General features: G+C 68.2%; 20 protein-coding genes. 12 read left to right on the forward strand and 8 right to left on the reverse strand.

Going from position 1 to position 24,203, the window contains the following annotated elements; translation table 11 throughout:
* The first annotated feature begins 26 nt into the window (after positions 1–26).
* Both FFS52_RS03545 and FFS52_RS03550 read left to right on the forward strand, forming a co-directional pair.
* Entirely contained in the window at positions 27–1,637 is a 1,611-nt protein-coding gene (locus FFS52_RS03545) for a peptide chain release factor 3 (RefSeq protein ID WP_137808848.1), read from the forward strand.
* A 28-nt stretch (positions 1,638–1,665) separates the two neighbouring features.
* On the forward strand, positions 1,666–2,394 hold the full coding sequence (locus tag FFS52_RS03550) for a hypothetical protein (RefSeq protein ID WP_249356223.1): 729 nt from the start codon (positions 1,666–1,668) through the stop codon (positions 2,392–2,394).
* Positions 2,395–2,665: 271 nt separating this feature from the next.
* On the opposite strand, the gene FFS52_RS03555 is transcribed toward FFS52_RS03550, so the two are convergent.
* On the reverse strand, positions 2,666–3,676 hold the full coding sequence (locus tag FFS52_RS03555) for an enoyl-CoA hydratase/isomerase family protein (RefSeq protein ID WP_137808849.1): 1,011 nt from the start codon (positions 3,674–3,676) through the stop codon (positions 2,666–2,668).
* 211 nt (positions 3,677–3,887) lie between these two features.
* Here FFS52_RS03555 and FFS52_RS03560 point away from each other — a divergent pair, with 211 nt between their 5' ends.
* The 6 genes from FFS52_RS03560 (at position 3,888) to FFS52_RS03590 (ending at position 10,265) form a co-directional block, all read left to right on the forward strand.
* Positions 3,888–5,492, forward strand: a complete 1,605-nt coding sequence (locus tag FFS52_RS03560; RefSeq protein WP_249356225.1) for an ABC-F family ATP-binding cassette domain-containing protein — start codon at positions 3,888–3,890, stop codon at positions 5,490–5,492.
* 56 nt (positions 5,493–5,548) lie between these two features.
* Positions 5,549–6,334 (forward strand): alpha/beta hydrolase, encoded by a 786-nt coding sequence (locus FFS52_RS03565; RefSeq protein ID WP_078112143.1) that lies wholly within the window; start codon positions 5,549–5,551, stop codon positions 6,332–6,334.
* 126 nt (positions 6,335–6,460) lie between these two features.
* Positions 6,461–7,585: an MBL fold metallo-hydrolase gene (locus tag FFS52_RS03570; protein WP_137808850.1), complete on the forward strand. Its 1,125-nt coding sequence runs from the start codon at positions 6,461–6,463 to the stop codon at positions 7,583–7,585.
* Positions 7,586–7,619: 34 nt separating this feature from the next.
* Complete coding sequence (locus tag FFS52_RS03575) at positions 7,620–8,381, forward strand: crotonase/enoyl-CoA hydratase family protein (protein ID WP_137808851.1); 762 nt, start codon at positions 7,620–7,622, stop codon at positions 8,379–8,381.
* 102 nt (positions 8,382–8,483) lie between these two features.
* Positions 8,484–9,386, forward strand: coding sequence for a LysR family transcriptional regulator (locus FFS52_RS03585; protein ID WP_137808852.1), 903 nt, complete (start codon positions 8,484–8,486; stop codon positions 9,384–9,386).
* 6 nt (positions 9,387–9,392) lie between these two features.
* Entirely contained in the window at positions 9,393–10,265 is an 873-nt protein-coding gene (locus tag FFS52_RS03590) for a LysR family transcriptional regulator (protein ID WP_137808853.1), read from the forward strand.
* A 58-nt stretch (positions 10,266–10,323) separates the two neighbouring features.
* On the opposite strand, the gene FFS52_RS03595 is transcribed toward FFS52_RS03590, so the two are convergent.
* Both FFS52_RS03595 and fabG read right to left on the reverse strand, forming a co-directional pair.
* Positions 10,324–11,547, reverse strand: coding sequence for an acetyl-CoA C-acetyltransferase (locus FFS52_RS03595; RefSeq protein ID WP_137808854.1), 1,224 nt, complete (start codon positions 11,545–11,547; stop codon positions 10,324–10,326).
* A 45-nt stretch (positions 11,548–11,592) separates the two neighbouring features.
* The gene (gene fabG / locus FFS52_RS03600; protein WP_137808855.1) at positions 11,593–12,354 is read right to left on the reverse strand and encodes a 3-oxoacyl-ACP reductase FabG; all 762 of its coding nucleotides are present in this window, start codon (positions 12,352–12,354) and stop codon (positions 11,593–11,595) included.
* 201 nt (positions 12,355–12,555) lie between these two features.
* Between fabG and FFS52_RS03605 the strand changes: the two genes are divergently transcribed.
* Complete coding sequence (locus FFS52_RS03605; RefSeq protein ID WP_137808856.1) at positions 12,556–13,746, forward strand: acyl-CoA dehydrogenase family protein; 1,191 nt, start codon at positions 12,556–12,558, stop codon at positions 13,744–13,746.
* A 45-nt stretch (positions 13,747–13,791) separates the two neighbouring features.
* Here the strand turns inward: FFS52_RS03605 and FFS52_RS03610 are convergent, their stop codons facing one another.
* From FFS52_RS03610 to FFS52_RS03625, 4 genes are all read right to left on the reverse strand, one after another.
* Positions 13,792–15,438, reverse strand: coding sequence for a class I adenylate-forming enzyme family protein (locus tag FFS52_RS03610; protein ID WP_137808857.1), 1,647 nt, complete (start codon positions 15,436–15,438; stop codon positions 13,792–13,794).
* Positions 15,439–15,498: 60 nt separating this feature from the next.
* Positions 15,499–16,263: an SDR family NAD(P)-dependent oxidoreductase gene (locus tag FFS52_RS03615; RefSeq protein WP_137808858.1), complete on the reverse strand. Its 765-nt coding sequence runs from the start codon at positions 16,261–16,263 to the stop codon at positions 15,499–15,501.
* Positions 16,264–16,721: 458 nt separating this feature from the next.
* A complete protein-coding gene (locus FFS52_RS03620) occupies positions 16,722–17,855 on the reverse strand; it encodes a thiolase family protein (protein ID WP_058251438.1) in 1,134 nt (377 codons plus the stop codon).
* Between the two features lie 161 nt (positions 17,856–18,016).
* Positions 18,017–19,441, reverse strand: coding sequence for an MFS transporter (locus FFS52_RS03625; protein ID WP_137808859.1), 1,425 nt, complete (start codon positions 19,439–19,441; stop codon positions 18,017–18,019).
* Positions 19,442–19,810: 369 nt separating this feature from the next.
* Between FFS52_RS03625 and FFS52_RS03630 the strand changes: the two genes are divergently transcribed.
* Together FFS52_RS03630 and FFS52_RS03635 are read left to right on the forward strand one after the other, a co-directional pair.
* The gene (locus FFS52_RS03630; RefSeq protein ID WP_068972399.1) at positions 19,811–21,007 is read left to right on the forward strand and encodes an acyl-CoA dehydrogenase family protein; all 1,197 of its coding nucleotides are present in this window, start codon (positions 19,811–19,813) and stop codon (positions 21,005–21,007) included.
* Between the two features lie 55 nt (positions 21,008–21,062).
* Positions 21,063–22,220 (forward strand): acyl-CoA dehydrogenase family protein, encoded by a 1,158-nt coding sequence (locus FFS52_RS03635; protein WP_065630893.1) that lies wholly within the window; start codon positions 21,063–21,065, stop codon positions 22,218–22,220.
* A 74-nt stretch (positions 22,221–22,294) separates the two neighbouring features.
* Here FFS52_RS03635 and FFS52_RS03640 read toward each other — a convergent pair whose 3' ends face one another.
* The gene (locus FFS52_RS03640) at positions 22,295–23,161 is read right to left on the reverse strand and encodes a type IV toxin-antitoxin system AbiEi family antitoxin domain-containing protein (protein WP_137808860.1); all 867 of its coding nucleotides are present in this window, start codon (positions 23,159–23,161) and stop codon (positions 22,295–22,297) included.
* 158 nt (positions 23,162–23,319) lie between these two features.
* Here FFS52_RS03640 and FFS52_RS03645 point away from each other — a divergent pair, with 158 nt between their 5' ends.
* Complete coding sequence (locus FFS52_RS03645) at positions 23,320–24,201, forward strand: SGNH/GDSL hydrolase family protein (protein WP_137808861.1); 882 nt, start codon at positions 23,320–23,322, stop codon at positions 24,199–24,201.
* Positions 24,202–24,203: the final 2 nt, after the last annotated feature.

A 24,203-nucleotide genomic window follows, 5' to 3' on the forward strand; every position in this document is an offset into this window, starting at 1 on the left:
CTGCACGCCCGGTAGCCTGGAACCTCGTGAGTTCCGAGGTGATCAGTCGCGAAGTGACGCGTCGTCGTACCTTCGCCATCATCTCCCACCCCGACGCCGGTAAGTCGACGATGACCGAGGCGCTGGCGCTGCACGCGCGGATGATCAGCGAGGCCGGCGCCGTCCACGGCAAGGCCGGACGTAAGTCGACCGTCTCCGACTGGATGGAGATGGAGAAGGCGCGCGGCATCTCCGTCAGTTCGACGGCGCTGCAGTTCAACTACTCGGCCGCAGCCCAGGCCGACCCCGAGATCCCGAGTGTCATCAACCTCGTCGACACCCCGGGTCACGCCGACTTCTCCGAGGACACCTACCGCGTGCTGACCGCGGTCGACGCCGCGGTGATGCTCATCGACGCCGCCAAGGGACTCGAGCCGCAGACCCTCAAACTCTTTCAGGTGTGTCGCCACCGGGGCATCCCGGTCATCACGGTGATCAACAAGTGGGACCGGCCGGGGCAGAGTCCCCTCGAGCTCATCGACGAGATCACCGAGCGCATCGGCCTCACCCCGACCCCGCTGTTCTTCCCGGTCGGCATCGCCGGCGACTTCCGTGGTCTCCTCGACCGGCGCACCGGCGAGTACGTGCACTTCACGCGTACCGCAGGGGGCGCGAAGATCGCGCCCGAGGAGATCATGTCCGCCGACGACGCGCTGGCTCGCGAGGGCGACGAGTGGACCTCGGCACTCGAGGAGAGCGAACTGCTCACCGAGATGGGCCAGGACCACGATCAGGAATTGTTCCTCGCCGGGCAGACCTCGCCGATGATCTTCGCTTCCGCGATGCTGAACTTCGGTGTGCGGCAACTCCTCGAGGTCCTCGTGGAGCTCGCTCCCCCGCCCGGGCCGCGGGCCGACGTCGAGGGCATTCCACGGCCGGTGACCGACCCGTTCAGCGCGGTGGTCTTCAAGGTGCAGGCCGGGATGGACTCCAGCCACCGGGATCGCCTGGCGTACATGCGGATCGTGTCCGGCGAGTTCGAACGCGGCATGGTCGTGACCCATGCGCAGACCGGAAAGCCGTTCGCCACCAAGTATGCCCAGGCCGTCTTCGGCCGCGACCGCTCGACGGTCGACACCGCCTACCCCGGTGACGTGGTCGGTCTGGTGAACGCGACCGCGCTCGCGCCCGGCGACACTCTCTACGACGGCCCCAAGGTGCAGTTCCCGCCGATCCCGTCCTTTGCGCCCGAACACTTCTCGACCCTGCGTGCGACCACCGCAGACAAGTACAAGCAGTTCCGCAAGGGCATGGACCAGCTCGAGAGCGAAGGCGTGGTCCAGGTCCTGCGCAACGACACCCGCGGTGATGCGTCGCCGGTGCTCGCCGCCGTCGGGCCGATGCAGTTCGAGGTCGTGACCGCGCGGATGAAGGCCGAGTACAACGTCGACACCATCATCGAGCCGCTCGGTTACACCCTCGCCCGTCGCACGGATGCCGACAGCGCGCCCGAACTGAATCGGCAACGCGGCGTCGAGGTCTTCACCCGCACCGACGGCGCCGTTCTCGCGCTCTTCAGCGACAAATGGCGCCTGCAGTACATCGAGAAGGAACACCCCGACCTCACTCTCGAACCCCTTGTCGCGGCAGCGGACTGACCGGTCGACGAGCACACGGCGCCGGCCGGTGCGCGCCGCCGTGCTGATGTGCGCGGCGGTGTCGTCGCTCGTCACCGCCTGTGGCTCCGACGCCCCGCCCCAGTCCACGCCCACCACCTCGACGCCGGTGCCGACCGCACGCCCGGTCGACCCGACGCTCTGCACCGAGAAACCACCGCAGGGCAACGTCGACCGCAGTGGCCAGAACTTCGAGTTCCGTCACGGCGACATCAAGATCGCGGTCGCGGACACGCCGGCGGACTCCCGACGCGGACCCGCGGTGGGCGCCACCCCCGCCGACGAGCCCAACTGCTATGAGTTCGACCGGTGGGGCCCGGCGCGGCCCGATGTGCCGCCGGACTCGCTGCTCTTCGTGTTCAAGGACGCCGGCACCGGCGGCGCGCAGATCGAGTTCCTGATCAGCGAACTGACCGGCGGCCTGTTGCCACCGGTGGGCGCGACACGTCCGACCGTCGGGCCGTTGACACGACCGATCAACGCCCAGATCGGGGTCTCGATCAACGGCGACTACCACCACTCGTCCGCGTGCCAGCTCAGCGTGAGCGGCATGTCTGGCTCACTCGCGGCCGGCTCGTTCACCTGCCCGACGGCGACACGGGTCGAGGCCAACCCGCTCGCGCCCGACGACGACGTCCGCTACGACCTCGACGAGTCGTCGGCCACGAAACAGCCGGAGTCCGAGGGCAACTCGACCGACAGCGTGTCGTTGTCGGGGTGGTTTTACCTCACGCCCTGAGATCTGCCGGTCGAGCAGCGTCGAGCGAGCGTAGTAAGGACGCCAACCCCCGCTGGTCGAGCAGCGTCGACCGAGCGTAGCGAGGACGCCGCGTCCGTCGAGGCCACCTCGGCAACCGACCTCGCAAACCCGACCAGTGGCTTCGACAAGCTCAACCAGCGGGGAGGCGGCTCAACCAGCGGGGAGGCGACTCAACCAGCGGGGAGGCGACTCAACCAGCGGGGAGGCGGCTCAACCAGCGGGGAGGCGGCTCAGCCAGCGGGGAGGCGGCTCAACCAGCGGTGGCACCGACGATCCGGGCCACGACGGCGGGATCGACGTCGTCGATGCGCGCCGGGTCGAATTCGGGACTGCGATCCTTGTCGACGAGCACGGCCCGCACGCCCTCGCGGAAGTCGTGGGTCTTCGTGATCTCCTCTGCGGCATGCAGTTCCCGGTCGAAGCACTCGTCGATCCCCGACCTCGCCCCGGCGCTGATCATCGCCGCGGTGACCCACAGACTGGTGGGTGAGGCGCCCTCGAGCAGACCGACCATCTCCTGGGCCCAGTCGTCGCCGACCGCGCCGCGCAGGCCGCCGAGGATGGCGTTGACGTTGTCGTCGGCGAAGTACTCGCCGATCTTGCGCAACGGCACGTCGCTGGTGTCCTCGGTTCCCGACGTGGCCAGCGCGTCGGCCAGCGGGGCACCAGAACGGATGCTGTCGGCGACCGCCGGCAGGTCGGCGGAGGACACGAAATGCGTTGCCAGGCCGACGGCGACCGCGTCGACTCCGCGGATCCGGGCGCCGGTGAGTCCGAGCCACATGCCCACGCCCTCCGGGAGCCGCGGCAGGAAGTAGGTCGAACCGATGTCGGGGAAGAACCCGATCGCGGTCTCGGGCATGGCGATCATCGCCTTCTCGGTGACGACCCTGATTTCGCCGTGCACGCTGATCCCGAGACCCCCGCCCATGGCCGCCCCGTCGATCAGGCTGATGTAGGGCTTCGGGTAGTCGGCGACGAGCTGATCGAGCCGGTACTCGCCGGCGAAGTAGCGGCTGATCGAGGCGTGGTCGCCGTCGATGGCGTGCTCGCGGATCGCACGGATGTCGCCTCCGGCGCAGAACGCCCGGTCGCTCGCCGAGGTGACCAGGACGGTGTCGATCGCGTCGTCGTCACCCCATTCGCCGAGCGTGACGTACATGTCGTCGATCATGCTCTGGTCCAACGCATTGAGAGCCTTGGGCCGGTCCAGGACGATCTCGCCGACGCCGTTGGACACCGAGGTGCGGAGAAATGACATACCCCAACCGTAGCGGTGAGCCCGGATCCGACTCGTCGGCGGATAATCCGTTTGCAACTCCGCGCGCGTCCGCTACGGTGGTCACCACTTGCCCCCAGACCCTCCAGGAGTGATCCACGCGATGAAGAACTGAAGTGGCCCCGGCCGTCGGCACCGCCGACGGACCCCACCGACGCCCTGTCGGTGTACCCGACCCACTTCAGGAGCGCTCATGCCATCTTCCATCGTGCTGTCCGATGTCTCGTTCGCCTGGCCCGACGGGACAGTCGTCTTCGATCACCTGGACCTCGCCCTGGGCGCCGAGACCTACTCCCTCATCGGCGCGAACGGTGCGGGCAAGTCCACCCTCCTCGGCCTGATCGCCGGTCGATCACGCCCGGCGTCGGGCAGCATCACGATCGCAGGCGACACGTCGACGACCGATGTCGCTGTGGTCGTGCAGGACCCGCAGTCCGATCCGTCGTCGACCGTGGCACAAGCGCTCGGCATCGACGAGATTCGTTGTGCGATACGACGAATCGAGAGCGGCTCGGTAGATCCGCAGGACTTCGACGCAGTCGGGGACGACTGGGGCGTCGAGGAGCGCGCCATCGGACTCCTCGAGCAGATGGGACTGCCGCCCGACCTCGACCGCACGGTCGGCGCCATGTCCGGCGGGGAGGCGACCCTGCTGGCGATCGTCGCCGCACTCATCGCCGACCCGGCGATCCTGCTCCTCGACGAACCGACCAACAACCTGGACACCGACTCCCGCGCCCGGCTCTTCGACGCCATCGAGTCGTTCCCGGGCACGGTGGTCGTGGTCAGTCATGACCTCGAGCTCCTCGAACGTGTCGATACGACAGTCGAGCTGTACCGAGGTCGAGTGCGGCTGTTCGGCGGGCCCTACTCCCGGTACCGCGAGATCATCGACGCCGAACAAGACGCCGCCGAGGCAGCGGTTGCCACCGCCGCCGGCGATCTGCGCAAGCAGCGCCGCGAGATGACCGAGGCGTTGATCAAACTCGATCGGCGGGCCCGGACGGGCGCGACGGCCGAACGCGAGAAGCGGGTGCCGAAGATCGTGGCACACAACCGCCGGAGCGAGGCGCAGGTGTCGGCGGGCAAACTGCGCAACGCCCATCGTGACGACGTAGCCTCTGCGGCAACGCGTCTCGACGAGGCCCGCGAGGACATCCGCACCGACCGCACCGCACGGATCGTCGTGCCGACGCCGGAGGTGGCCCCGCGCGCCCAGATCGTCGTCGATGACCGCCTGCGCATGGACGGACCCGAGCGGGTGGCTCTGGTGGGGCCCAACGGTTCCGGGAAATCGACGCTGATCGCGGAGTTGATCGCCTCCGAATCCGTCGTCGTACCGTTCGCCTTCGTACCGCAGCAGATCACCTTCCCCGACCCGACCGTCTCGATCGCGGAGCACCTCGCGCGGACCCACCCGGACATCTCGACGCAGGAGGTGCGGGCGCATCTCGCGCGGTTCCTGTTCCGGGGTGCGCGCGCCGATCGCGCACTCGCCGAACTGTCCGGCGGCGAACGGCTGCGCGTCGCACTGGCCGATGCACTGCTCGGTGACCCGACACCCAAACTGCTGATCCTCGACGAGCCGACGAACAACCTGGATCTCGACACCGTCACGCAACTCGTGGACGCACTCGAGGCCTGGACCGGTGCGCTGCTGGTCGTCTCCCACGACGCCGGGTTCCTCGACCGCATCGGCATCGGTCGGCGCGTGTCACCGGTGCCCCCACCGGGCGAACCGTCGGGAACGCCGGGGCAGATAGGTGCCGAACAAACCGACGTCGAAGCAGATCGCTGACGAACAGTCGGTGACGCCGGCGGCGTCGAGAACCGTTCGGCGGCATACTGCGTGCGATGGCCGAGCCCGTACCCGTTCCCGTCGACGCGGCGGTGGTCGAACCCACGCCCGTCGTCCTCGTCCACGGTTTGCGCGTGAGCGGCGCGACCCTGCACCGGGTCGCGGCGGCTGTGGCCGGTCCCGACTCGAGGCGCGCGGTCGCCACCCCCGACCTCCCTGGCCACGGGCAGCGCCGCGACGAGACGTTCACGATGTCCGGCGCGGTGGACGCCGTGCTCGCCGAGATCAGCAGGTTCGGCCGGCCGGCGGTCGTGGCCGGGATGTCGATGGGCGGTTATGTGGCGATGGCGGTCGCCGGACGCCATCCGGAAGCCGTCGCGGCCCTGGTCCCGATGTGCGCGACCGCGCAGCCCAGTCCGCTGCTGGCCGCGCCGTTCGAGACGTTCGGTGCGGTCACCGCGTTCCTGCCGCGTCAGGCGGCGATCATCAGTCAGGTGGCCACCCGCCTCGCCGTGGGACGTCGGGTGTCCGCCGACATGGAGATCGGCGGACTGGCACTGGGGTCGATCGCCGACGTCGTCGCCGAGATCAAGCGGTTCGACGCGCTCGGCGAGGTCCGGCGCTACCCCGGCCGAACGATGTTCGTCAACGGTAGCCAAGACCAGTTCCGGGTCCACGAACAACGTTTCGTCGAGGCAGCACAGCACGCGTCGCTGACCGTCGTCCCCGGGGCAAGCCATCTGTTCCCGCTCATCCAGCCGGAACTCGCCGGGCGACTGGTGCTCGACGTCGCGGCGAGCTGCGACGGGGCCGCGGCCGGACTCGCCGACCTGGATCCATAGGTCCTACCTCAGGATGTCTGAGCCGCCCACAGCTTGAGCGCGATCGCCTCTCGTGATCGGATGACTGTTGATCACTGCAACGATCATCAGCGGTGTCACCACGCGACGGACCCGGCGGGAGGCTGGATGGGCACGATCGAGGTCACCGGCACGCTGCAGAAGCAGGCCTGGGCCGACAAGGTGTTGCCCCCGGTCGAGGAGGTCCGGCCGCAGCTGTGGTCGATCCCGGTCCCCATGGGATCCAATCCGTTGCGATACGTCCTGGTCTACGCCCTCGGATTGCCCGACGGCGGTCTCGCACTGATCGACGCCGGCTGGCCGTCCGACAAGTCGTGGGACATCCTCGTCGCAGGCATCCACTCCACCGGCCACGACCTCGCCGACATCAGGTCTGTCGGCGTGACCCATCTGCACCCCGACCATTTCGGGCTCGTGCCGCGTCTACTCGAGCACGTGGACGCCGAGCTGTGGATGCATCGCAACGATTCCCGGTACCTGCGCCACTACTCCGATGCCGAGGTGGAGACCCAACTCGGCCAGGCGCGATCCGAACTCCGCGCTCTCGGCGCACCGACCGAGGTCGCCGACGAGGGGCTGGTCGGTTTCATCCGCCTGCCCGACGGGCGGACCGTCGACCGCGAGCTGACCGGGGACGCCCCGCTCGACATCCCCGGCTGGGATCTCCGCGCCGTCTGGACCCCGGGCCACACCGCGGGGCACCTCTGCTTCGCCGACGACACCGCCGGCATCGTCTTCACCGGCGACCACCTGCTGCCCCGGATCAGTCCGAACATCTCGACCAATCCCATGCAGACCGACAGTCCCCTCGCCGACTACCTGATCTCGCTGGCCAACACCGAGAAGATGCGTGACCACGAGGCGCTGCCGTCCCACGAGTACCGGTTCCGAGGCCTCGGCGACCGCGTCACCGGTCTCCTCACGCATCACGAGGAGCGGCTCGATGAGATCGCCTCGACCGTGACCCGGTATCCGGAGAGCACGGCCTGGGAGATCACCCGGTCGGTGACGTGGTCGCGTCCGTTCGAGGAGCTGTCCCTCACCCTCAGCCGACTCGCGTTGCGGGAGACGCACGCCCATCTCGTCGTCCTGCAGGAACGCGGCGTCCTCGACGCCCACGTTCCCGATGAGACGGCGACCGATCCGACCACCCCGGAACCGATCCGCTGGTTTGCCGCCGGCGAGCCCACACCGGCTGAGCCGCAACAGATCTCCACATCCGAGAACACCTGACCGCCCATCCCGTCCACCAACTCCAGGAGTCCCCATGAGTGCCGTGCTCACCGAGTTCGCCGACGGCGTCGCCGTCATCACGATCAACCGCCCCGAGGCGAAGAACGCCGTGAATCTCGAGGTGTCGGAGGGTATCGCCGCCGCGATCGACGAACTCGAGTCGCGCGACGACCTCACCATCGGCATCATCACAGGTGCCGGTGGCACGTTCTGCGCCGGGATGGACCTCAAGGCCTTCGCTCGCGGCGAGAAGGTCGCGCTGGACGGACGCGGGTTCGGCGGCCTCACCGAGGCCCCGCCGACCAAGCCCCTCATCGCCGCCGTCGAGGGCTGGGCGCTGGCCGGCGGATGCGAACTCGCGTTGTCGGCGGACCTCGTCGTCGCGGCAAACGACTCCAAGTTCGGCATCCCCGAGGTCAAGCGCGGACTCGCCGCCGCCGCCGGTGGCCTCCTACGCCTCCCGAAGATCCTCCCCTACCAGCTCGCCATGGAACTCGCGCTCACCGGCGACCCGCTCACCGCGGCACGCGCCCACCAGTTCGGCCTGGTCAACCGGATCACCGAACCCGGCGAGGCACTCGCCGGGGCCCGCGAACTGGCCGCCGTCATCGCCGCCAACGGCCCCCTTGCCGTCCGCGCCACCAAACAGGTCACCTCCATGGCGATCCGCTACACCGATCCCGAACTGATCAAGAAGCAGTGGGACTTCCTCGGTCCGGTGTTCGTCTCCGACGACGCCAAGGAAGGTGCGATCGCCTTCGCCGAGAAACGCGCGCCGCGCTGGACCGGCAAGTGACAGATCCGGGCGCAGTACTCATTCGGCCCGCTCGCTCCGCTCCCGGCGCCGGGCTGATTCGGCCCGCTCGCTCCGCTCCCGGCGCCGGATAGAGTGACCGGGGTGGACCTGCACCTCGTGACCTACTTCGTCGCCGTGGTCGACCACGGCGGCATCACGAAGGCCGCCCAGTCGCTCTACATCTCACAGCCGTCGCTGTCCCAGGCGATCCGCACGCTCGAGAGACGTCTCGGCGTCACCCTGTTCGACCGCACCGGACGACGCCTCGAACTCACCGAGGCCGGACGCAAACTCGACGTCGCCGCCCGGCGCATCCTGGCCGACGTCGACCGCGCGAAGGCCAAGGTCGACGCCGTTCGGGAGCTGCGCGCCGGTCGTGTCGACATCGTGACCTACGCGGCGTTCAGCGTGGACCCGGTGGTCAACATCGTCCGCCTGTTCCGGGAACGGTTCCCGCGCTTGTCGGTTCGAGTCGTCTCCGCCGACAGCCCCACCGGGGTGTTGTCGGCGTTGCGATCCGGGGACGCCGAGGTCGGGATCATGGACTCGGCCGCCGAACACGCAGCCTTCACCGCCATCCCGATGGCCGAGCAGGAACTCATCGTCGCGGCGCCGACGACGCTCGCCGACGGTCTGCCCGAACCGATACCGCAGTCTGCGGTGCGCTCGCTGCCACTCGTCGTCGATCACAGCGACCCGATCACCGCGGAACTCCTCGGCGGACTCCTCGACGACAACGCCAAGAACGTGGTGGTCGACTGCCAATTACCGTCCGCGGTGTGGAGTCTGGTCAAGAAGGGCACGGGCGCAACGATTCTCCCACGCACCGTGGCCGACCGGCAGCTTGCGGGACTCCGTCGACTCGCGCTCGACCCACCACTCACCCGACCGTGGGGTCTCGTGCTGCGATCCGGGCTCCCCTCACCGGCCGCCCTCGCCTTCATCTCCGCGGCGAAGGTCCACTGCGGGATCGCGCCGGACCACGCCGAACCACGGGATTGGTGACACACCATGGAATTGCGACAGGTCGAGTACTTCCTGGCGGTGGTCGAGAACAAGGGCATCGGCGGGGCCGCGTCGGCTCTCGGTGTCGCGCAACCCACAGTGTCCCAAGCACTCCGGGCGCTCGAACGCGAACTCGGAGTCCAGCTGTTTCACCGCATCGGTCGCGGGATGGTCCTGTCGGCGGCCGGGCGCACGATGGTCGGTCCCGCGCGACAGATCGTGCGCGACATGGACGCCGTCGACGATCTGCTCTCCGCCTCGGAGGACGAACTCACCGGCCACCTCGAGATCCTGGCCTTCGCCGCGACCGCGGTCGGGCCCGTCGTCGATCTGGTCGCCCGGTTCCGGGCCGCCTATCCGCGGGTTTCGGTGCGACTCGGCGAGTTACGCGATGAGACCAGGGCCGCGTCGGCCATCGAGGACGGTCATTGCGAGTTCGCCGTCGCCCACCTACCCATCGCCGGCGACGACCTCGAGGTGATCGTGATCGGCGAACACGAACACGTGCTCGTCTACCCGCAGGGCACCGACGTACCCGAGGGCCCGATCCCGCTGAACAATCTGCCGGCGATCCCGATGGTGTTCGTGCCGCGCGGCTACTCGGTGGCCGACGAGTTCGAGGAGGCGATCCGCGTCGGGGGCGTCCGTCCGCCGCTGGCCGTGCTGTCGGAGATCCGCGAGGAACGGCTCCCGATGGTGGAGTCCGGAATCGGCGGCACTCTACTCGAACGATCGGTGGCGGAGTCGGCCGACGAGCCGGTCGTGATCCGTGAGATCGAACCGAATGTGGTGCGACCCTTTGCCATCGCATTCCACCCGCCGTCGCTGTCGGCCGTCGGTCAGGCCTTCGTCGACCTCGTGCGCGAAACTGCGGGATGACGGGTGGAACACCGGGCCCCACCGGTGCGGATCAGGTGGGGCCCGGTGAGTCTCGAGGTCAGCTGACGCGTTCGAAGACCGCGGCGAGGCCCTGGCCACCGCCGATACACATGGTCTCCAGGCCGTAGCGGGCCTCGCGCCGGTGCAGTTCACGCGCCAGGGAGGCCAGCATGCGTCCCCCGGTGGCGCCGACCGGGTGGCCCAGCGAGATGCCCGAGCCGTTGACGTTGGTGCGGTCGAAATCGCCGCCGGCACCGAACCGGCCGAAGCCCCACTCGCGGGTGACGGCGAGTGCCTGGGTCGCGAATGCCTCGTTGAGCTCGATCACGTCGATGTCGGCTAGCGTCAGACCGGCCTTGGCAAGCGCCTTCTCGGTCGCGGGGACCGGCCCGATCCCCATGGTGCGCGGCGGCACACCGGCCAGACCCCACGACACCAGCTTCACCAGCGGGCGTAGACCCAGCTTCTCGGCGACCTCGGGGGTGGTCACGATCGCCATCGACGCGGCGTCGTTCTGACCGCTGGCGTTGCCCGCCGTCACGGTTGCGTCCGGGTCGGTCTTGCCCATGATCGGCTTCAGCTTCGACAGCGATTCGACCGAGACATCCGGGCGTGGATGCTCGTCGGTGTCGATGACCTGATCACCAGATCGCGAAGCCACGGTGACCGGGACGATCTCTTCGGCCAGTACGCCATCCTTCTGGGCCCGCACCGCTCGTTCGTGCGATGCCACAGCCAGCTCGTCCTGTTCTTCCCGGGAGATCTCGTAGTCCTTGCGCAGGTTCTCGGCCGTCTCGATCATGCCGCCGGGCACCGGGTAGTTCTTGCCGCCGGCGGTCGAGCGCGCCCGGACGAGGCTGTCGTGCATGGCAATTCCGGTCCGGGCCCCACCCCACCGCATGTCCACCGAGTAGAACGACGCGTTGCTCATCGACTCAGCACCGCCGGCGACCACGACGTCGTTGTCCCCCGAGGACACCTGGTAGGCGGCCTGGATGACGGCCTGTAGTCCCGACCCGCAACGACGATCGATGTGCATGCCGCCCACTGTGATCGGCAACCCGGCATCGAGTGCGATGACTCGTCCCAGGGCGGGCGCCTCGCTGTTGCCGTTACAGTGACCGAGGATGACGTCCTCGACCTTCTCCGGGTCGAGTCCGGTCCGGTCGAGCATCCCCGTCAGCGCGGCGACCCCGAGATCAACGGCGGTGAGATTCTTGAACATCCCGCCGTAACGGCCGATCGGGGTACGGACCGGTTCGCAGATGACGACGTCGCGCATGGGTGACCTTTCGGTGTCAGAGGAGGCATGGAGCAGGGCCGGCGGTCACATGAAACGGCCGCCGGTCACCTCGAGGACGGTGCCCGTCATGTACGACGACATGTCACACGCCAGGAACAGCGCGACGCTCGCGACCTCACCGACCTCGCCGGCGCGCCGCATCGGGATCTCCGCCATCTTCTGGTCCCACGCTTTCTGCGGCATCGCCTCGGTCATCGCCGACCGGATGAGGCCGGGCTGGATCGCGTTGACCCGCACGCCGTGATGGGCCATCTCCTTGGCCGCGGCCTTGGTGAGGCCGACGATGCCCGCCTTGGCGGCCGAGTAGTTGGTCTGCCCGACCATGCCGACCTTGCCCGACAGCGACGAGATGTTCACGATCGCACCACGCTTGGCCTCGCGCATGATCGCCGCCGCCTTGCGTGTGCCGTTCCAGGTGCCTTTGAGATGCACCGAGATGACCTGATCGAAATCGTCTTCGGTCATGGTGCGTCTCGTCGCGTCCCGGGTGATCCCGGCGTTGTTCACCAGCACATCGAGTGCCCCGAACCCGTCGACCGCGGCCGCGAGCAGCGCGTCGACCTCCCCCGCGTCGACGACGTCGCACCTCACCGCGCGGGCCACGTCGCGGCCGCCGAGCTCGTCCGCGGCCGCCTGCGCGGCGTCGAGGCTGAGGTCACCGAGCACGACTCGCGCGCCGGCGTCGACGAACGAGCGGGCGATCTCGAAACCGATGCCCTGGGCTCCGCCGGTCACGACGGCCGTACGACCCTCCAGCAACGCGGCGGCGGGCGGGTGCGATGACATGTATCGGAGTCCTTTCGAGGGCGGCGGGGTGACGGTCGTCGGGCAACCGGTCGCGAAGCGCCGGGCCCGCGGTGAGTGCCGCGGGGACAAATCTATCGAGGTTCCGCCCCGATCGACCCGTCCGCGCTCATACGCAACGGCTATCGCAGCGATCCCGGTTTCGTATTGGACCCCTCGCCCGCCGGCCGCGAGAGTGACAGCATGACCGGAGTGATGCATTCAGCGCGGACGACCTCCTCCGAGGTGGGCGACGAGGACTTCGCCGACATCCTCGCCGCGACGCGCGAGTTCGTCCGCGAGGTGGTGGTCCCGCGGGAGCAGGAGATCCTCGACACCGACGCCATCCCCGACGACATCCGCCAGACGGCGAAGAGCATGGGCCTTTTCGGCTACGCCATCCCGCAGGAGTGGGGCGGTCTCGGCCTCGATCTGACCCAGGACGTCGAACTCGCGATGGAGCTCGGGTACACATCCCTGGCGCTGCGCTCGATGTTCGGCACCAACAACGGCATCGCCGGCCAGGTCCTCGTCCACTTCGGCACCGACGAGCAGAAGTCCGCGTGGCTGGAGAAGATCGCGTCCGGCGAGGTCGTCGCCTCGTTCGCGCTGACCGAACCGGGGGCCGGGTCCGATCCGGCCGGGCTGCGCACGAAGGCCGTCCGCGACGGTGACGACTGGGTGATCACGGGCGAGAAGCGGTTCATCACCAATGCGCCGCTGGCCGATCTGTTCGTCGTGTTCGCACGTACCCGTCCGGCCGACGAGAACGGCACGGGCATCGCGGTGTTCCTGGTCCCCGCCGACGCCGCCGGCCTCAGCGTCGGCGCCAAGGACCGCAAGATGGGCCAGGAGGGCGCCTGGACCGCCGACGTGCACTTCGACGCCGTGCGGGTGCCGGCGTCGGCACTGGTCGGCGGCAGCGAGGACGTGGGCTACAAGGCCGCGATGATGAGCCTGGCCCGAGGCCGGGTGCACATCGCGGCTCTCTCGGTGGGCACCGCGCAGCGTGCGCTCGACGAGTCGGTCACCTGGGCCGCCACCGCCACCCAGGGCGGTACCGCGATCGGCGAGTTCCAACTGGTCCAGGCCATGCTCGCCGACCAGCAGGCCGGGGTGATGGCCGGACGCGCGCTCGTCCGCGAGGCCGCCCGGGCGTGGGTCGACGACACCGACCGCCGCATCGCCCCGTCGGCTGCCAAGCTGTTCTGCACCGAGATGGTCGGCAAGGTCGCCGATCTCGCCGTGCAGATCCACGGCGGCAGCGGTTACATGCGCGATGTCGCGGTGGAACGCATCTACCGCGAGGTGCGGTTGCTGCGCCTGTACGAGGGCACCAGCGAGATCCAGCGACTCATCATCGGGCGCAACCTGGTCAAGCGCGCGCAGCGCTGACCACACGCGCGTGCGCCGGCGCCTCGGGCGCCGGCGCTGACCCTGTCAGGCGTTCGCCAGGCGCTCCCGCAACGCCACCTTCTGGACCTTGCCGGCCGCCGAGGTGGGCAGCTCGTCGACCACGTACACGTCCCGGATCTTCTTGTAGGGCAACACCTGCGCGGCGACGAAGTCCGACACCGCATCGGCGTCGATGACGTGACCGTCCCGGGCGACGAGAAAGGCCACCGGCTCCTGCCCCACCGCGCCCGCCTCCCGGGCGACGACCGCCGCCGCACCGACGTCCGGATGCGTCACCAGGATCTCCTCGAGCTCGCGTGGATACACGTTGTAGCCCTTGTAGATCAGCATGTCCTTGGCGCGGTCGCAGATGTAGAGGTACCCGTCGGCGTCGCGGTAGGCGATGTCACCGGTGTCGAGCCACCCGTCGACGAACTGCTCGGCCGTCTTCTCGGGGTGATCGAGATAGCCGTCGGTGACCTGCGGGCCGCGCACCCACAACTGTCCCTTCTCCCCCGGCGCGAGGACGACAGCCGGATCGTCGACGGCGCGGATCTCGATCTGGGTGTCGAACGTCGGCAGACCCACACTCCCGAGCCGGTATCGACCCCCGGACGTCAGGGGCGCCGAGGACACCAGGCAGGTCGCCTCGGTGAGGCCGTATCCCTCCACGATCGCCGCTGCCGGGAACGCCTTCTCGAGCTGCTCCAGGGTCACGTGATCGATCGGCGCCGCGCCGGAGGAGACCACCCGCACCGAGGTCAGGTCCCGTGCGGAGACGTCGGGGTGCACGGCGAGCGCATGCCACATCGCGGGACTCCCGGTCACGTACGACGCCCGATGCGCCTCGATGAGGGCCAGCATCCGCCCGGGCTCGAACCGACCGGCGAACACGTGCGTGGCGCCGCACAGCAGGAGAAACGACATGTTGATGAGGGCGTGCGCGTGGAACAGCGGGGACACGACGACCGTCGCCGCATGCCCGGGCACCACCCCCGGGTTCTCCGACGACCGGGGAGTGAGGGTCAGGAGACCGTCGGTTCCCACCGCCACGGAATGACCTGCCCGCCAGGCGATCATCTGCGTGACGTTGCCGAGCACGTTGCGGTGCAGGACCCGAACGCCCTTCGAGACACCCGTGGTGCCGCCGGTGAAGGCGAGGTGCGCGACATCGTCGCTCGTGGTCGAGACCGGCGGGGCCGTCTCCTGCCCGACGACGAACTCCGCCAGGGGGACGGTGTCGATGCCCTCCGGCGCATCCGCGGCCCCGTCCACCGTCACCACCGTCGTCAACGCCGTCCCGACGGCGGCGGACAGGAGACGCGCGGACTGCTCGACCTGCGTGAAACCCACCACCGCAGCGGTTTCCGCGATCTGACGTCGCAGACCCGGTACGGGCTGCAACGGATTGACCAGGGTCACCGCCGCACCGGCCCGCAGTGATCCGTAGTAGGCGACGACGAACTCGACGCTGTTGGTCAGGTACAGCAGGACCACATCGCGATCGCTCACTCCGACCGCACGCAGGGCCGACGCCACGGCGGCCGAACGCGCGTCGAGCTCGGTGAACGTGAGCGTCGTCGCGCCATCGACGACGGCCGCGCGCTCGCCGTAGAGGGCGGCCATACTCGCCGGCAGCACCGCCATCGTGGCGTCGGGATAGCTCAGAGTGGTGGGCGCCGTGACAGACATCGCGATGATTCCTCTCGAAAGGCGTTGTGGAGACGCAGAACGGACGTGCCGGGGTTCGGGTTACCGCGGCGCCATCCGGATCGCCCCGTCGAGGCGAATGGTCTCGCCGTTGAGATAGGTGTTCTCCAGGATCGACGCGGCGAGTTGACCGAACTCCTCCGGCCTACCGAGCCGCGCCGGATTGGGAATGCTCGCGGCGAGCGCATCGCGCACGTCGTCGCGCAGCCGGGCGAGCAACGGCGTGTCCATCGTGCCCGGCGCGATGGTGTTGACGCGAATGAGCTTGCTGGCCAGGTCCCGTGCGGCGACCAGCGTCATCCCGACGATGCCCGCCTTCGACGCCGAGTAGTTGATCTGGCCGATCTGTCCCTCGTACGCCGCGACCGACGCGGTCATGATGATGGCGCCCCGCTCCCCGTCGACGGGCTCCTGTCGCGCGATACGTTCCGCGCCGAGCGAGAGCGCATGGAACGACCCCACGAGGTTGAGCTTGATGACGAACTCGAAGTCCTCCACCGAACCCGCCTTGCCCTCCTTGTCCAGGATGCGCATGCGCCGGCCCGCCCCGGCACAGTGCACGAGTCCGCGCAGGCCCCCTCGGTCGTCGGCGACATCGAGTGCGGCGGCGAACTGTTCACGATCGGTGATGTCGGCGGCCGCGAACGACGCTGCGGCGCCGAGTCCGTCGGCCACGGCCTGACCGTCCGAGGTCGGCAGATCGATCAGGGTGACCAGGCCACCGGCGTCGACGACGCGCTGAGCAGTTGCGAGCCCGAGACCGGATGCGCCGCCGGTGATCGCGACCGACAGTCCATTGAGTTTCATTGTTATCCAGTACCTTTCGATGTGATTTATCGTGGACCCTAAAGTGCGAGCGAAGCGAGCCCAACCCTGCTCCCTGAGGAGCGAGCTTGCGAGCGTCACGAAGGGTCTCGCAACCTCCGTCGCCAGACCCTTCGAGGCTCGTCGCTATCGCTCCTCGCACCTCAGGGAGCAGATGGCCACCCCTGCTCCTCCTGCTCCCTGAGGAGCGAGCTTGCGAGCGTCACGAAGGGTCCTGGCGAGGTGCGTGGCAGACCCTTCGTGACGCGTCCTCCGCAAGCTCCGGACGCTCCTCAGGGAGCAAGAACAACCGCCTCTTCCGCAAGCTCCGGACGCTCCTCAGGGAGCAAGAACAACCGCGTCCTCCGCAAGCTCCGGACGCCCCTCAGGGAGCAAATGGGTCGCTTCTTTCGGATTAGGGCAGGGAGCAGGAGGGCCAGCGGTGCTGCGCCTTTTTTGGATCAGAGCAGTTCGAGGATGGTGGTGTTGGCCATGCCACCGGCTTCGCACATCGACTGCAGTCCGTACCGGATTCCGTTGTCGCGCATGTGGTGGACGAGCCGCGTCATGAGGATGGCGCCCGAACCGCCGAGCGGGTGGCCGACGGCGATCGCACCGCCGAGCGGGTTGAGACGCTCGATGTCGGCACCCGTCTCGGCCTGCCAGGCCAGCGGGACGGGGGCGAACGCCTCGTTGATCTCGAAGGCCCCGATGTCGTCGATCGACAGCCCGGATCGCTTGAGCGCCTTGGCCGTGGCCGGGATCGGCCCGGTCAGCATGATCACCGGGTCATCGGCTGCGACGACCGCGGTGTGGATGCGGGCGATCGGCGTGAGACCGTGCGACTTCGCGGTCTCGCCGGACATGATCAGCAGGGCACCCGACCCGTCGGAGATCTGCGAGGAGTTGCCGGCGTGGATCACGCCGTCCTCGCTGAAGGCCGGCTTGAGCTTGGCGAGCGATTCGAGCGTCCCACCGCGGCGGATGCCCTCGTCACCCTCGAGCACCCCCGGGATCGGCGCCAACTGGGCGTCGAACGCACCACGGTCGGCCGCCTGCGCAGCGAGTTCGTGCGAGCGCAGCGAGTACTCGTCGAGGCGGGTGCGGTCCAATCCCCATTTCGCGGCGACCATCTCGGCGCCGATCCCCTGGCTGAACTTGTCGACGCCGTAACGGTCGAGGACCGTGGGCGGCTGATGCTCGCCATTCGGTGCGGCGCTGCCCATCGGGACACGACTCATCGACTCGACCCCGCCGGCTATCACGACATCCTGCTGGCCGGACACCACCGCCGCGGCCGCCATGCTGACCGCCTGCTGGCTGGACCCGCAGGCGCGCGTCACGGTGGTTCCGGGGACGCTCTCGGGCCAGCCGGCGGCGAGCACGGCCGTCCGCGCGACATTGCCCGCCTGCTCGGCGGCTTGGCTGACACATCCCCAGACGACGTCGTCGACGACGGCCGGATCGATGCCGGTCCGCTCGACGAGGGCCTCCAGTACGTGGGCGGACAGGTCGGCGGGATGGATACCGGACAGGGCGCCGCGGCGGCGGCCGATGGGCGCGCGGACCGCGTCGACGATCACTGCATCACGCATGGGGACTCCTCGATGTCAGGGCAAGGGATGAAGTTGTGTCCGACGTGCACCACGCCGGCGGACGCCGATCGCCCGCTGTGACGAGCCGACCACCGGGGCGCTTGGCAGACAAGTCGATTCACACTCACAGTCGATGAGGCCCTACCTATGGGACGCGCAAGTCACGAGGTGGCGCCTTCGACGGTCGGCGCGTGCGGACGCAACCGAGCACGATCGCGCTCGGGATCGGCGAAGACCAGCGCGAGCACCGCGCACACCGCGGCGACGATTCCGAGCACCTGGAACGCGGTGGCGTAACCCTCGGCCGGCGTGGCGGCCGCGTCGACGATGACACCCGTCGAGTACGGCGCGACGAGACCGCCGATCGCCATGATCGCCAGGAAGACACCTAGCGTTCCGGCGGTCTGCCGGGGCGGGCAGATCTCGGCGACGGCCGCGTTGAACAGCGGGAACACCGTGGCCGCGAAGCCATAACCGATCGACAGGATCGCGACCGCGACGATCGGTGTGCCAACCGAGGGCAGCAGGAACAGCAGGACGCCGGAGACGAGAACCCCGACCGACGGCACGACGATGCGCAGCATCCGCGAGGTCGCCCCTTTCGAGATCATCCGGTCACTCGTGATCGAACTCAGCACCATCAGGACCAGGCCGACGATCGAGGGGAACGCGAACATCGACCCGGACTGCAGGCGGCTGTACCCCAGCCCCTCTTCGAAGTACGACGGCAACCACGTGAGCACGACACTGACCAGCGCATAAACGCTCATCACGACGAGCGCGCCGGTGACGAACGTGCGTGAGCGGAAGATCGAGATCCACGGCGTCGCGGGTTCGGCGCCGGCACCCGCGGTCGGCGCGTCCTTCGACGTCTTCCCACTCGCGATGTACGGGCCGTTGCGCCAGGTCGACAGCCAGACGACACACCAGACGAGGCCACCGGCGGCAAGGGAGATCAGTGCCCAGCGCCACCCGAAGCTCACTGTGATCACGGCGAGCAGCGGAGCGATCGCGATCTTCGAGATCGACGCGGCACCGGCGAGGAGGGCACCGGGCAAGGCGCGCCGGGCCGGCGGATGCCAGGAGTAGGCCGCCGTGTGCAGGAGCGCCGAACTCGGACCTTCGGCGAGACCGAGGAACAGCCGGCTGAGGACGAGGACCGCGAACGACGCCACCACCACCATGGGGAGCATGGCCGCGGCCCAGCACAGGGCCAGCAGGACCAGCGACCAGCGCAGGGTCATCCAGCGGTTGAGCAGTCCCGCGAAGAATCCGCCGATCGTGAACGTCAGGAAGAACAGGCTGCCGACGAGACCGATCTGCGAGGAGCTCAGGCCCAGCTCCTCGCGGAGCGGTTGCGCGATGATGCCCAGCACTGCCTTGTCGGCGTAGTTGATGACGTAGAGGCTGACCAGCAGAGCCGTGAGACCCCAGGCGCCGGCGCGTGATTCGCCGCGTGGGCCGAGACCTCGCGGCGTCTGGGCCGCTTCGAAGTCGACGGTGTGGGCGGGACCAGCGGGTCCCGTGCGCGCCGCTGACCCGGGCTTGTCGCCGGCTCCTGATCCGGAGGCGGTGGAGACCGTCATGGCATTACCTCTTCCAGCCGAGTGATCTGGGTTGCGATGCGCTCCGTCAGTGTTATGGCTCACATCCGTTCCGATTCAAACCAGGGTCGAACCCATGTGACAACGTTCGCTCGGCGAACGACCTGACTGTCGCTGCCTATGTGTCGAGGACACGGAGTTGCGAGCGGGGTCATCGGCGATGGCTATCGGACCGATAGGCGCCGGTGGCGCAGCCGAGAGCCATTGGCTCGCGCTATCGCTCCCTTAGTTCACCGCGACTACTTCGCCGGGCCGCCGCCGGGCATGCTGTGAGACGGACGCGTGCCGGTCGCGCACCACGTCCGCCCGACGGTGCGAGCGCACCCCGACCGACTTCGGAGACCAGCCACCATGACCCGCCTCGCGCAGACCCTGGGCCTCACCGAGATCCAGACGGAGATCCTGGCCAACGTCCGTTCGTTCGTCGACAAGCAGATCATCCCCACCGCACAGGAACTCGAGCACGCCGACGAGTATCCGCAGGCCATCGTCGACGGCATGGCCGAGATGGGCCTGTTCGGCCTGATGATCCCCGAGGAGTACGGCGGACTCGGCGAGTCCCTGCTGACCTACGCGTTGTGCGTTGAAGAACTGGCACGTGGATGGATGAGCGTGTCGGGCGTGATCAACACCCATTTCATCGTGGCGTACATGATCCGCCAGCACGGGACCGACGAGCAGAAACAGCGCTTCCTCCCCCGCATGGCGACGGGCGAGGTGCGCGGCGCGTTCTCGATGTCCGAACCGGAACTGGGGTCCGACGTCGCGGCGATCAAGACCAGCGCGAAGCGGGACGGAGACGACGGATACGTCATCAACGGTCAGAAGATGTGGCTGACCAACGGCGGGTCGTCGACTCTCGTTGCCGCTCTTGTCCGTACCGAGGAGGGCAACGAGAAGCCGCACAAGAACCTCACGACGTTCCTGGTGGAGAAGCCGGCCGGCTTCGGCGAGGTACTCCCAGGCCTGACTATCCCGCGCAAGCTGGACAAAATGGGCTACAAGGGCATCGACACCACCGAGCTGATCTTCGACGGTTACCGCGCGCCCGCCACCGACATCCTCGGGGGCGAACCCGGCCGCGGCTTCGCGCACATGATGGACGGCGTCGAGGTCGGGCGCGTCAACGTGTCGGCCCGCGCCTGCGGAATCGCCCAGCGCGCCTTCGAACTCGCGGTGAAGTACGCGCAGCAGCGGTCCACCTTCGGCAAACCCATCGCCGAGCACCAGGCCGTTGCGTTCTCGCTGGCCGAGATGGCGACGAAGGTCGAGGCGGCACACCTGATGATGGTCAATGCGGCACGACTGAAAGACTCCGGCGAGCGCAACGACGTCGCCGCCGGGATGGCCAAGTACCTGTGCAGTGAGTACTGCGCCGAGGTCACCCAGGCCAGCTTCCGCATCCACGGCGGTTACGGCTACTCGAAGGAATTCGAGATCGAGCGCCTCATGCGCGACGCGCCCTTCCTGCTGATCGGCGAGGGCACCAGCGAGATCCAGAAACAGATCATCTCCAAGGGGCTCCTACGCGAATATCAGGAGCGATGACCACTTGAGGTGAATGTCGTCAGACCCGTCCGCCCACAACAGTTTCGAGGGACCAATGCAGCGTCGCATCTTCACCGAGGACCATGAGTCCTTCCGCAAGACCATCCGTGACTTCATCGCCAAAGAGGTCGCGCCGGTGTACCACGATTGGGAGAAGCAGGGCCATCCGCCGCGCGAGTTCTACAACAGGCTGGGCGAACTCGGCGTCCTGGGCATCGAGGCACCCGAAGAGTTCGGGGGCGGTGGCGTCTCGGACTTCACCTATTCGATGGTGATCGCGGAGGAGACATCGGCGGCCGGTGTCACCTTCGGCAGTTACTCGGTGCACTCGAACCTGATCCTCCCCTACCTCGTCGAGTACGCCACCGACGAGCAGAAGCAGCGGTGGTTGCCCGGATTCTGTTCCGGCGAACTCATGTTCGCGATCGCCATGACCGAACCCGGCACCGGGTCGGACCTCGCCAACATCTCGACCACCGCCAAGCTGTCCGAGGACGGGTCGCACTACGTACTCGACGGCGCGAAGACGTTCATCACCGGCGGCGCCTTGGCCGACCGCATCCTGGTCGTCGCCCGGACCGCACCGTTCGACGAGTCGAATCGTCGTGCGGGCCTGTCGATCCTGGTGGTCGACACCTCGTCGGAGGGTTTCGCCGTCGGACGCAAGATCGAGAAGATCGGCCTCAAGGCCTCCGACACCGCCGAGCTCTCGTTCAGCTCGGTCAAGGTGCCGGTCGAGGACCGGCTCGGCGAGGAGGGTGCCGGCTTCTCGTACCTGGCGCACAATCTCGCGCAGGAACGACTCACCATCGCCATCGGGGCGTCGGCCACCGCCGCCGCGGCCGTTCAGCACGCGATCGCCTACACCAAGGAGCGCGACGTCTTCGGCAAACCCGTTGCGGCGTTCCAGAACACCAAGTTCGTCCTCGCCGAGTGCTCCGCCGAGGTCGAGGCCATCCGGCAGTTCGTCGACCGCGCACTCGAACTCCACAACGAGGGTGAGCTCACCGTCCCCGATGCGGCCCGCGCGAAACTGTTCGCCACCGAGACCGCCGGCAAGGTCATCGACAAGTGCCTGCAGTTGCACGGCGGGTACGGCTATGTCCTGGAGTACCCCATCGCCCGGCTCTACGCCGACACCCGCGTCACGCGGATCTACGGCGGCACCAGCGAGGTCATGAAGACGATCATCGCCAAGGATCTCGGCCTGTAGGTGGTCCAGAGCTCTTCCAAAGTGCGGGATTCGTAACGGTTTCCAGTACGAATCCCGCACTTTGCGGAGGGTGATCAGACGGTCGCTCGTCGCACCTGCGACGCGACGTATCCCGGGCGTTCCACGAGATCCGCCCAGGTGAAGTTCAACACCGTCCAGCCCAGGGCGATGAGGGTGTTGCGGCGGGTGCGGTCGTGCTGGAACGCCTCGGCGTCCCGGTGATGAGCCATGCCGTCGATCTCGACCGCCACCTTCCTCCCGACGAAGGCGAAGTCGATTTGGTAACCGGACACCGGGTGGTTGGCGACCCAACCCGCTATGTCGTGCTCGGCGAACAGTTTCACGGTCAGCCGTTCGGCAGCCGAACGGGCACCAGAACCGACGAGCACGAGCATCTTCGCCATCTCGGTGGCACCACGGCAGCGGCGTCGCCGCTGGTAGGTCTCGAGGAGAGCGTCAACCGTGACCTTCTTGTTCTGAAGTGCCCGGTCGAGTACGTCCATCTTTCCTTCAACGGCGCCTTCGAGGACGGACAACGGCACCGCGGTCACCGTGAGTCCCTTCTCGACCACGACGTCGGCCGCGTCGAGGGATCTCCGGATGACCACCGTCCCCTTCTCCGGCGAACCGTGCCAGCTTCGGGGAGCGGTGACGGTAGTCGTCGTCGGCCGCTTGGTCACGAGGCCGTGCCACCACGCCGCCGCGAGTCCGCTGAGAACGGCGTCCGCGGAGACCTGCAGGGTCGCCAGTCGGGTCCGGGTCCGTGCGGTCACCGGATGATCGGCCAGGCGATAGACGCCGGAACTCGCACGAACCCACTCACCGGACTTCACCCGCCGGGCCACCGAGGCACGACTTAGACCTTGCTCGCGGGCCTGCGCCGCGGTGATCACGCCGTCGCGCGTGAGGATGAAGGTCCGCAACGCAGGTGCAGTAGCCATGTGGTTGTAGACGCACCCGGGATCGCGCCGGTTCCACTTCCCGCAGAGTGCGGGATTCGTGCCGGTTTCCAATACGGATCCCGCACTCTGTCGTCGGACCCGAGGTCGTGCCTTAAGATTCCCTGAGCAAACTCGGTGGGCAGTGGAAGCGGTGTTCGGTGGTAGGCAGGTTTCGGGGCGGGGTCCAGATCTTGGCGACGGTGCTGGTCACCGCGTTCGTGGTGTCGATGATGGCGGCGGTGGCCGCGCCCGCGCAGGCGGCCCCGACGCGCTACACCGGCGGTACCTACGTCGCTCTCGGTGATTCGCGTGCGTCCGGCAGCTTCTACACCCCGACGCCCGCCTACTTCGGCGGATGCAAGCGGTCGGCGTTCAACTACCCCACCCTCGTCGCCGCCGCGACCCTGCCGCGACGCTTCATCGACGCCTCGTGTGCGGGCGCGCAGTCGGCACATCTGTACCGGGCCCCGCAGCACACCAGCGGTGGCATGAAACCCATTCAGCTGCACCTGGTTCCGCGCGACGCTCAGCTGATCACCGTGAGCATCGGCGGCAACGACATGCGGTGGGGCGCGATCTTCGGCCAGTGCCGGACCCCGGCGTTCACCGACCGGCGCTGCCGCCACAACCGTGCCCTCGAGAACGAGGTCCGGTGGCGGATCGAACTCATGGAGAACCGCGTCACCCCCGCTCTGCGCGCGATCCGGAACAAGGCGCCGCACGCCCAGATCATCGTCGTCGGTCTGGGCGGCTTCATCGGGTTCACCGGGTGCTGGCCGCTGGTCCCGCTGAGTGACCCCGACGCCCGGTGGATGCGCGAGGTCTTCAACCGCGCCAACGGCGCGCTCTGGCGGGCGTCGACCGAGGTCGGCGGCACCTTCATCGACGCCAACCGAGGATCGGCGGGACACGATGCCTGCAACCTCATCAATCCCTGGTACGAGAGCGCGCTGTCGAATCGGATCGCGCTGCCCTTCCACGTCAACCAGGCAGGCGCCGTCGCGTTCGCGGCCATGATCAACGGGGCCATCCGCCGTTAGGC

The organism is Gordonia sp. ALPHA1B1 (assembly GCF_005502615.1).
In the GTDB taxonomy this organism is placed as follows: Bacteria; Actinomycetota; Actinomycetes; order Mycobacteriales; family Mycobacteriaceae; genus Gordonia; species Gordonia hongkongensis.

Coding starts and splice junctions, on each gene's coding strand:
- FFS52_RS03605 (WP_137808856.1), top strand. CDS start 12,556: ATGACCGGAGTGATGCATTCAGCGCGGACGACCTCCTCCGAGGTGGGC.
- FFS52_RS03595 (WP_137808854.1), bottom strand. CDS start 11,547: ATGCGCGACGTCGTCATCTGCGAACCGGTCCGTACCCCGATCGGCCGT.
- fabG (WP_137808855.1), bottom strand. CDS start 12,354: ATGTCATCGCACCCGCCCGCCGCCGCGTTGCTGGAGGGTCGTACGGCC.
- FFS52_RS03620 (WP_058251438.1), bottom strand. CDS start 17,855: ATGCGTGATGCAGTGATCGTCGACGCGGTCCGCGCGCCCATCGGCCGC.
- FFS52_RS03555 (WP_137808849.1), bottom strand. CDS start 3,676: ATGTCATTTCTCCGCACCTCGGTGTCCAACGGCGTCGGCGAGATCGTC.
- FFS52_RS03630 (WP_068972399.1), top strand. CDS start 19,811: ATGACCCGCCTCGCGCAGACCCTGGGCCTCACCGAGATCCAGACGGAG.
- FFS52_RS03575 (WP_137808851.1), top strand. CDS start 7,620: ATGAGTGCCGTGCTCACCGAGTTCGCCGACGGCGTCGCCGTCATCACG.
- FFS52_RS03560 (WP_249356225.1), top strand. CDS start 3,888: ATGCCATCTTCCATCGTGCTGTCCGATGTCTCGTTCGCCTGGCCCGAC.
- FFS52_RS03610 (WP_137808857.1), bottom strand. CDS start 15,438: ATGTCTGTCACGGCGCCCACCACTCTGAGCTATCCCGACGCCACGATG.
- FFS52_RS03640 (WP_137808860.1), bottom strand. CDS start 23,161: ATGGCTACTGCACCTGCGTTGCGGACCTTCATCCTCACGCGCGACGGC.
- FFS52_RS03565 (WP_078112143.1), top strand. CDS start 5,549: ATGGCCGAGCCCGTACCCGTTCCCGTCGACGCGGCGGTGGTCGAACCC.
- FFS52_RS03615 (WP_137808858.1), bottom strand. CDS start 16,263: ATGAAACTCAATGGACTGTCGGTCGCGATCACCGGCGGCGCATCCGGT.
- FFS52_RS03625 (WP_137808859.1), bottom strand. CDS start 19,441: ATGACGGTCTCCACCGCCTCCGGATCAGGAGCCGGCGACAAGCCCGGG.
- FFS52_RS03570 (WP_137808850.1), top strand. CDS start 6,461: ATGGGCACGATCGAGGTCACCGGCACGCTGCAGAAGCAGGCCTGGGCC.
- FFS52_RS03635 (WP_065630893.1), top strand. CDS start 21,063: ATGCAGCGTCGCATCTTCACCGAGGACCATGAGTCCTTCCGCAAGACC.
- FFS52_RS03590 (WP_137808853.1), top strand. CDS start 9,393: ATGGAATTGCGACAGGTCGAGTACTTCCTGGCGGTGGTCGAGAACAAG.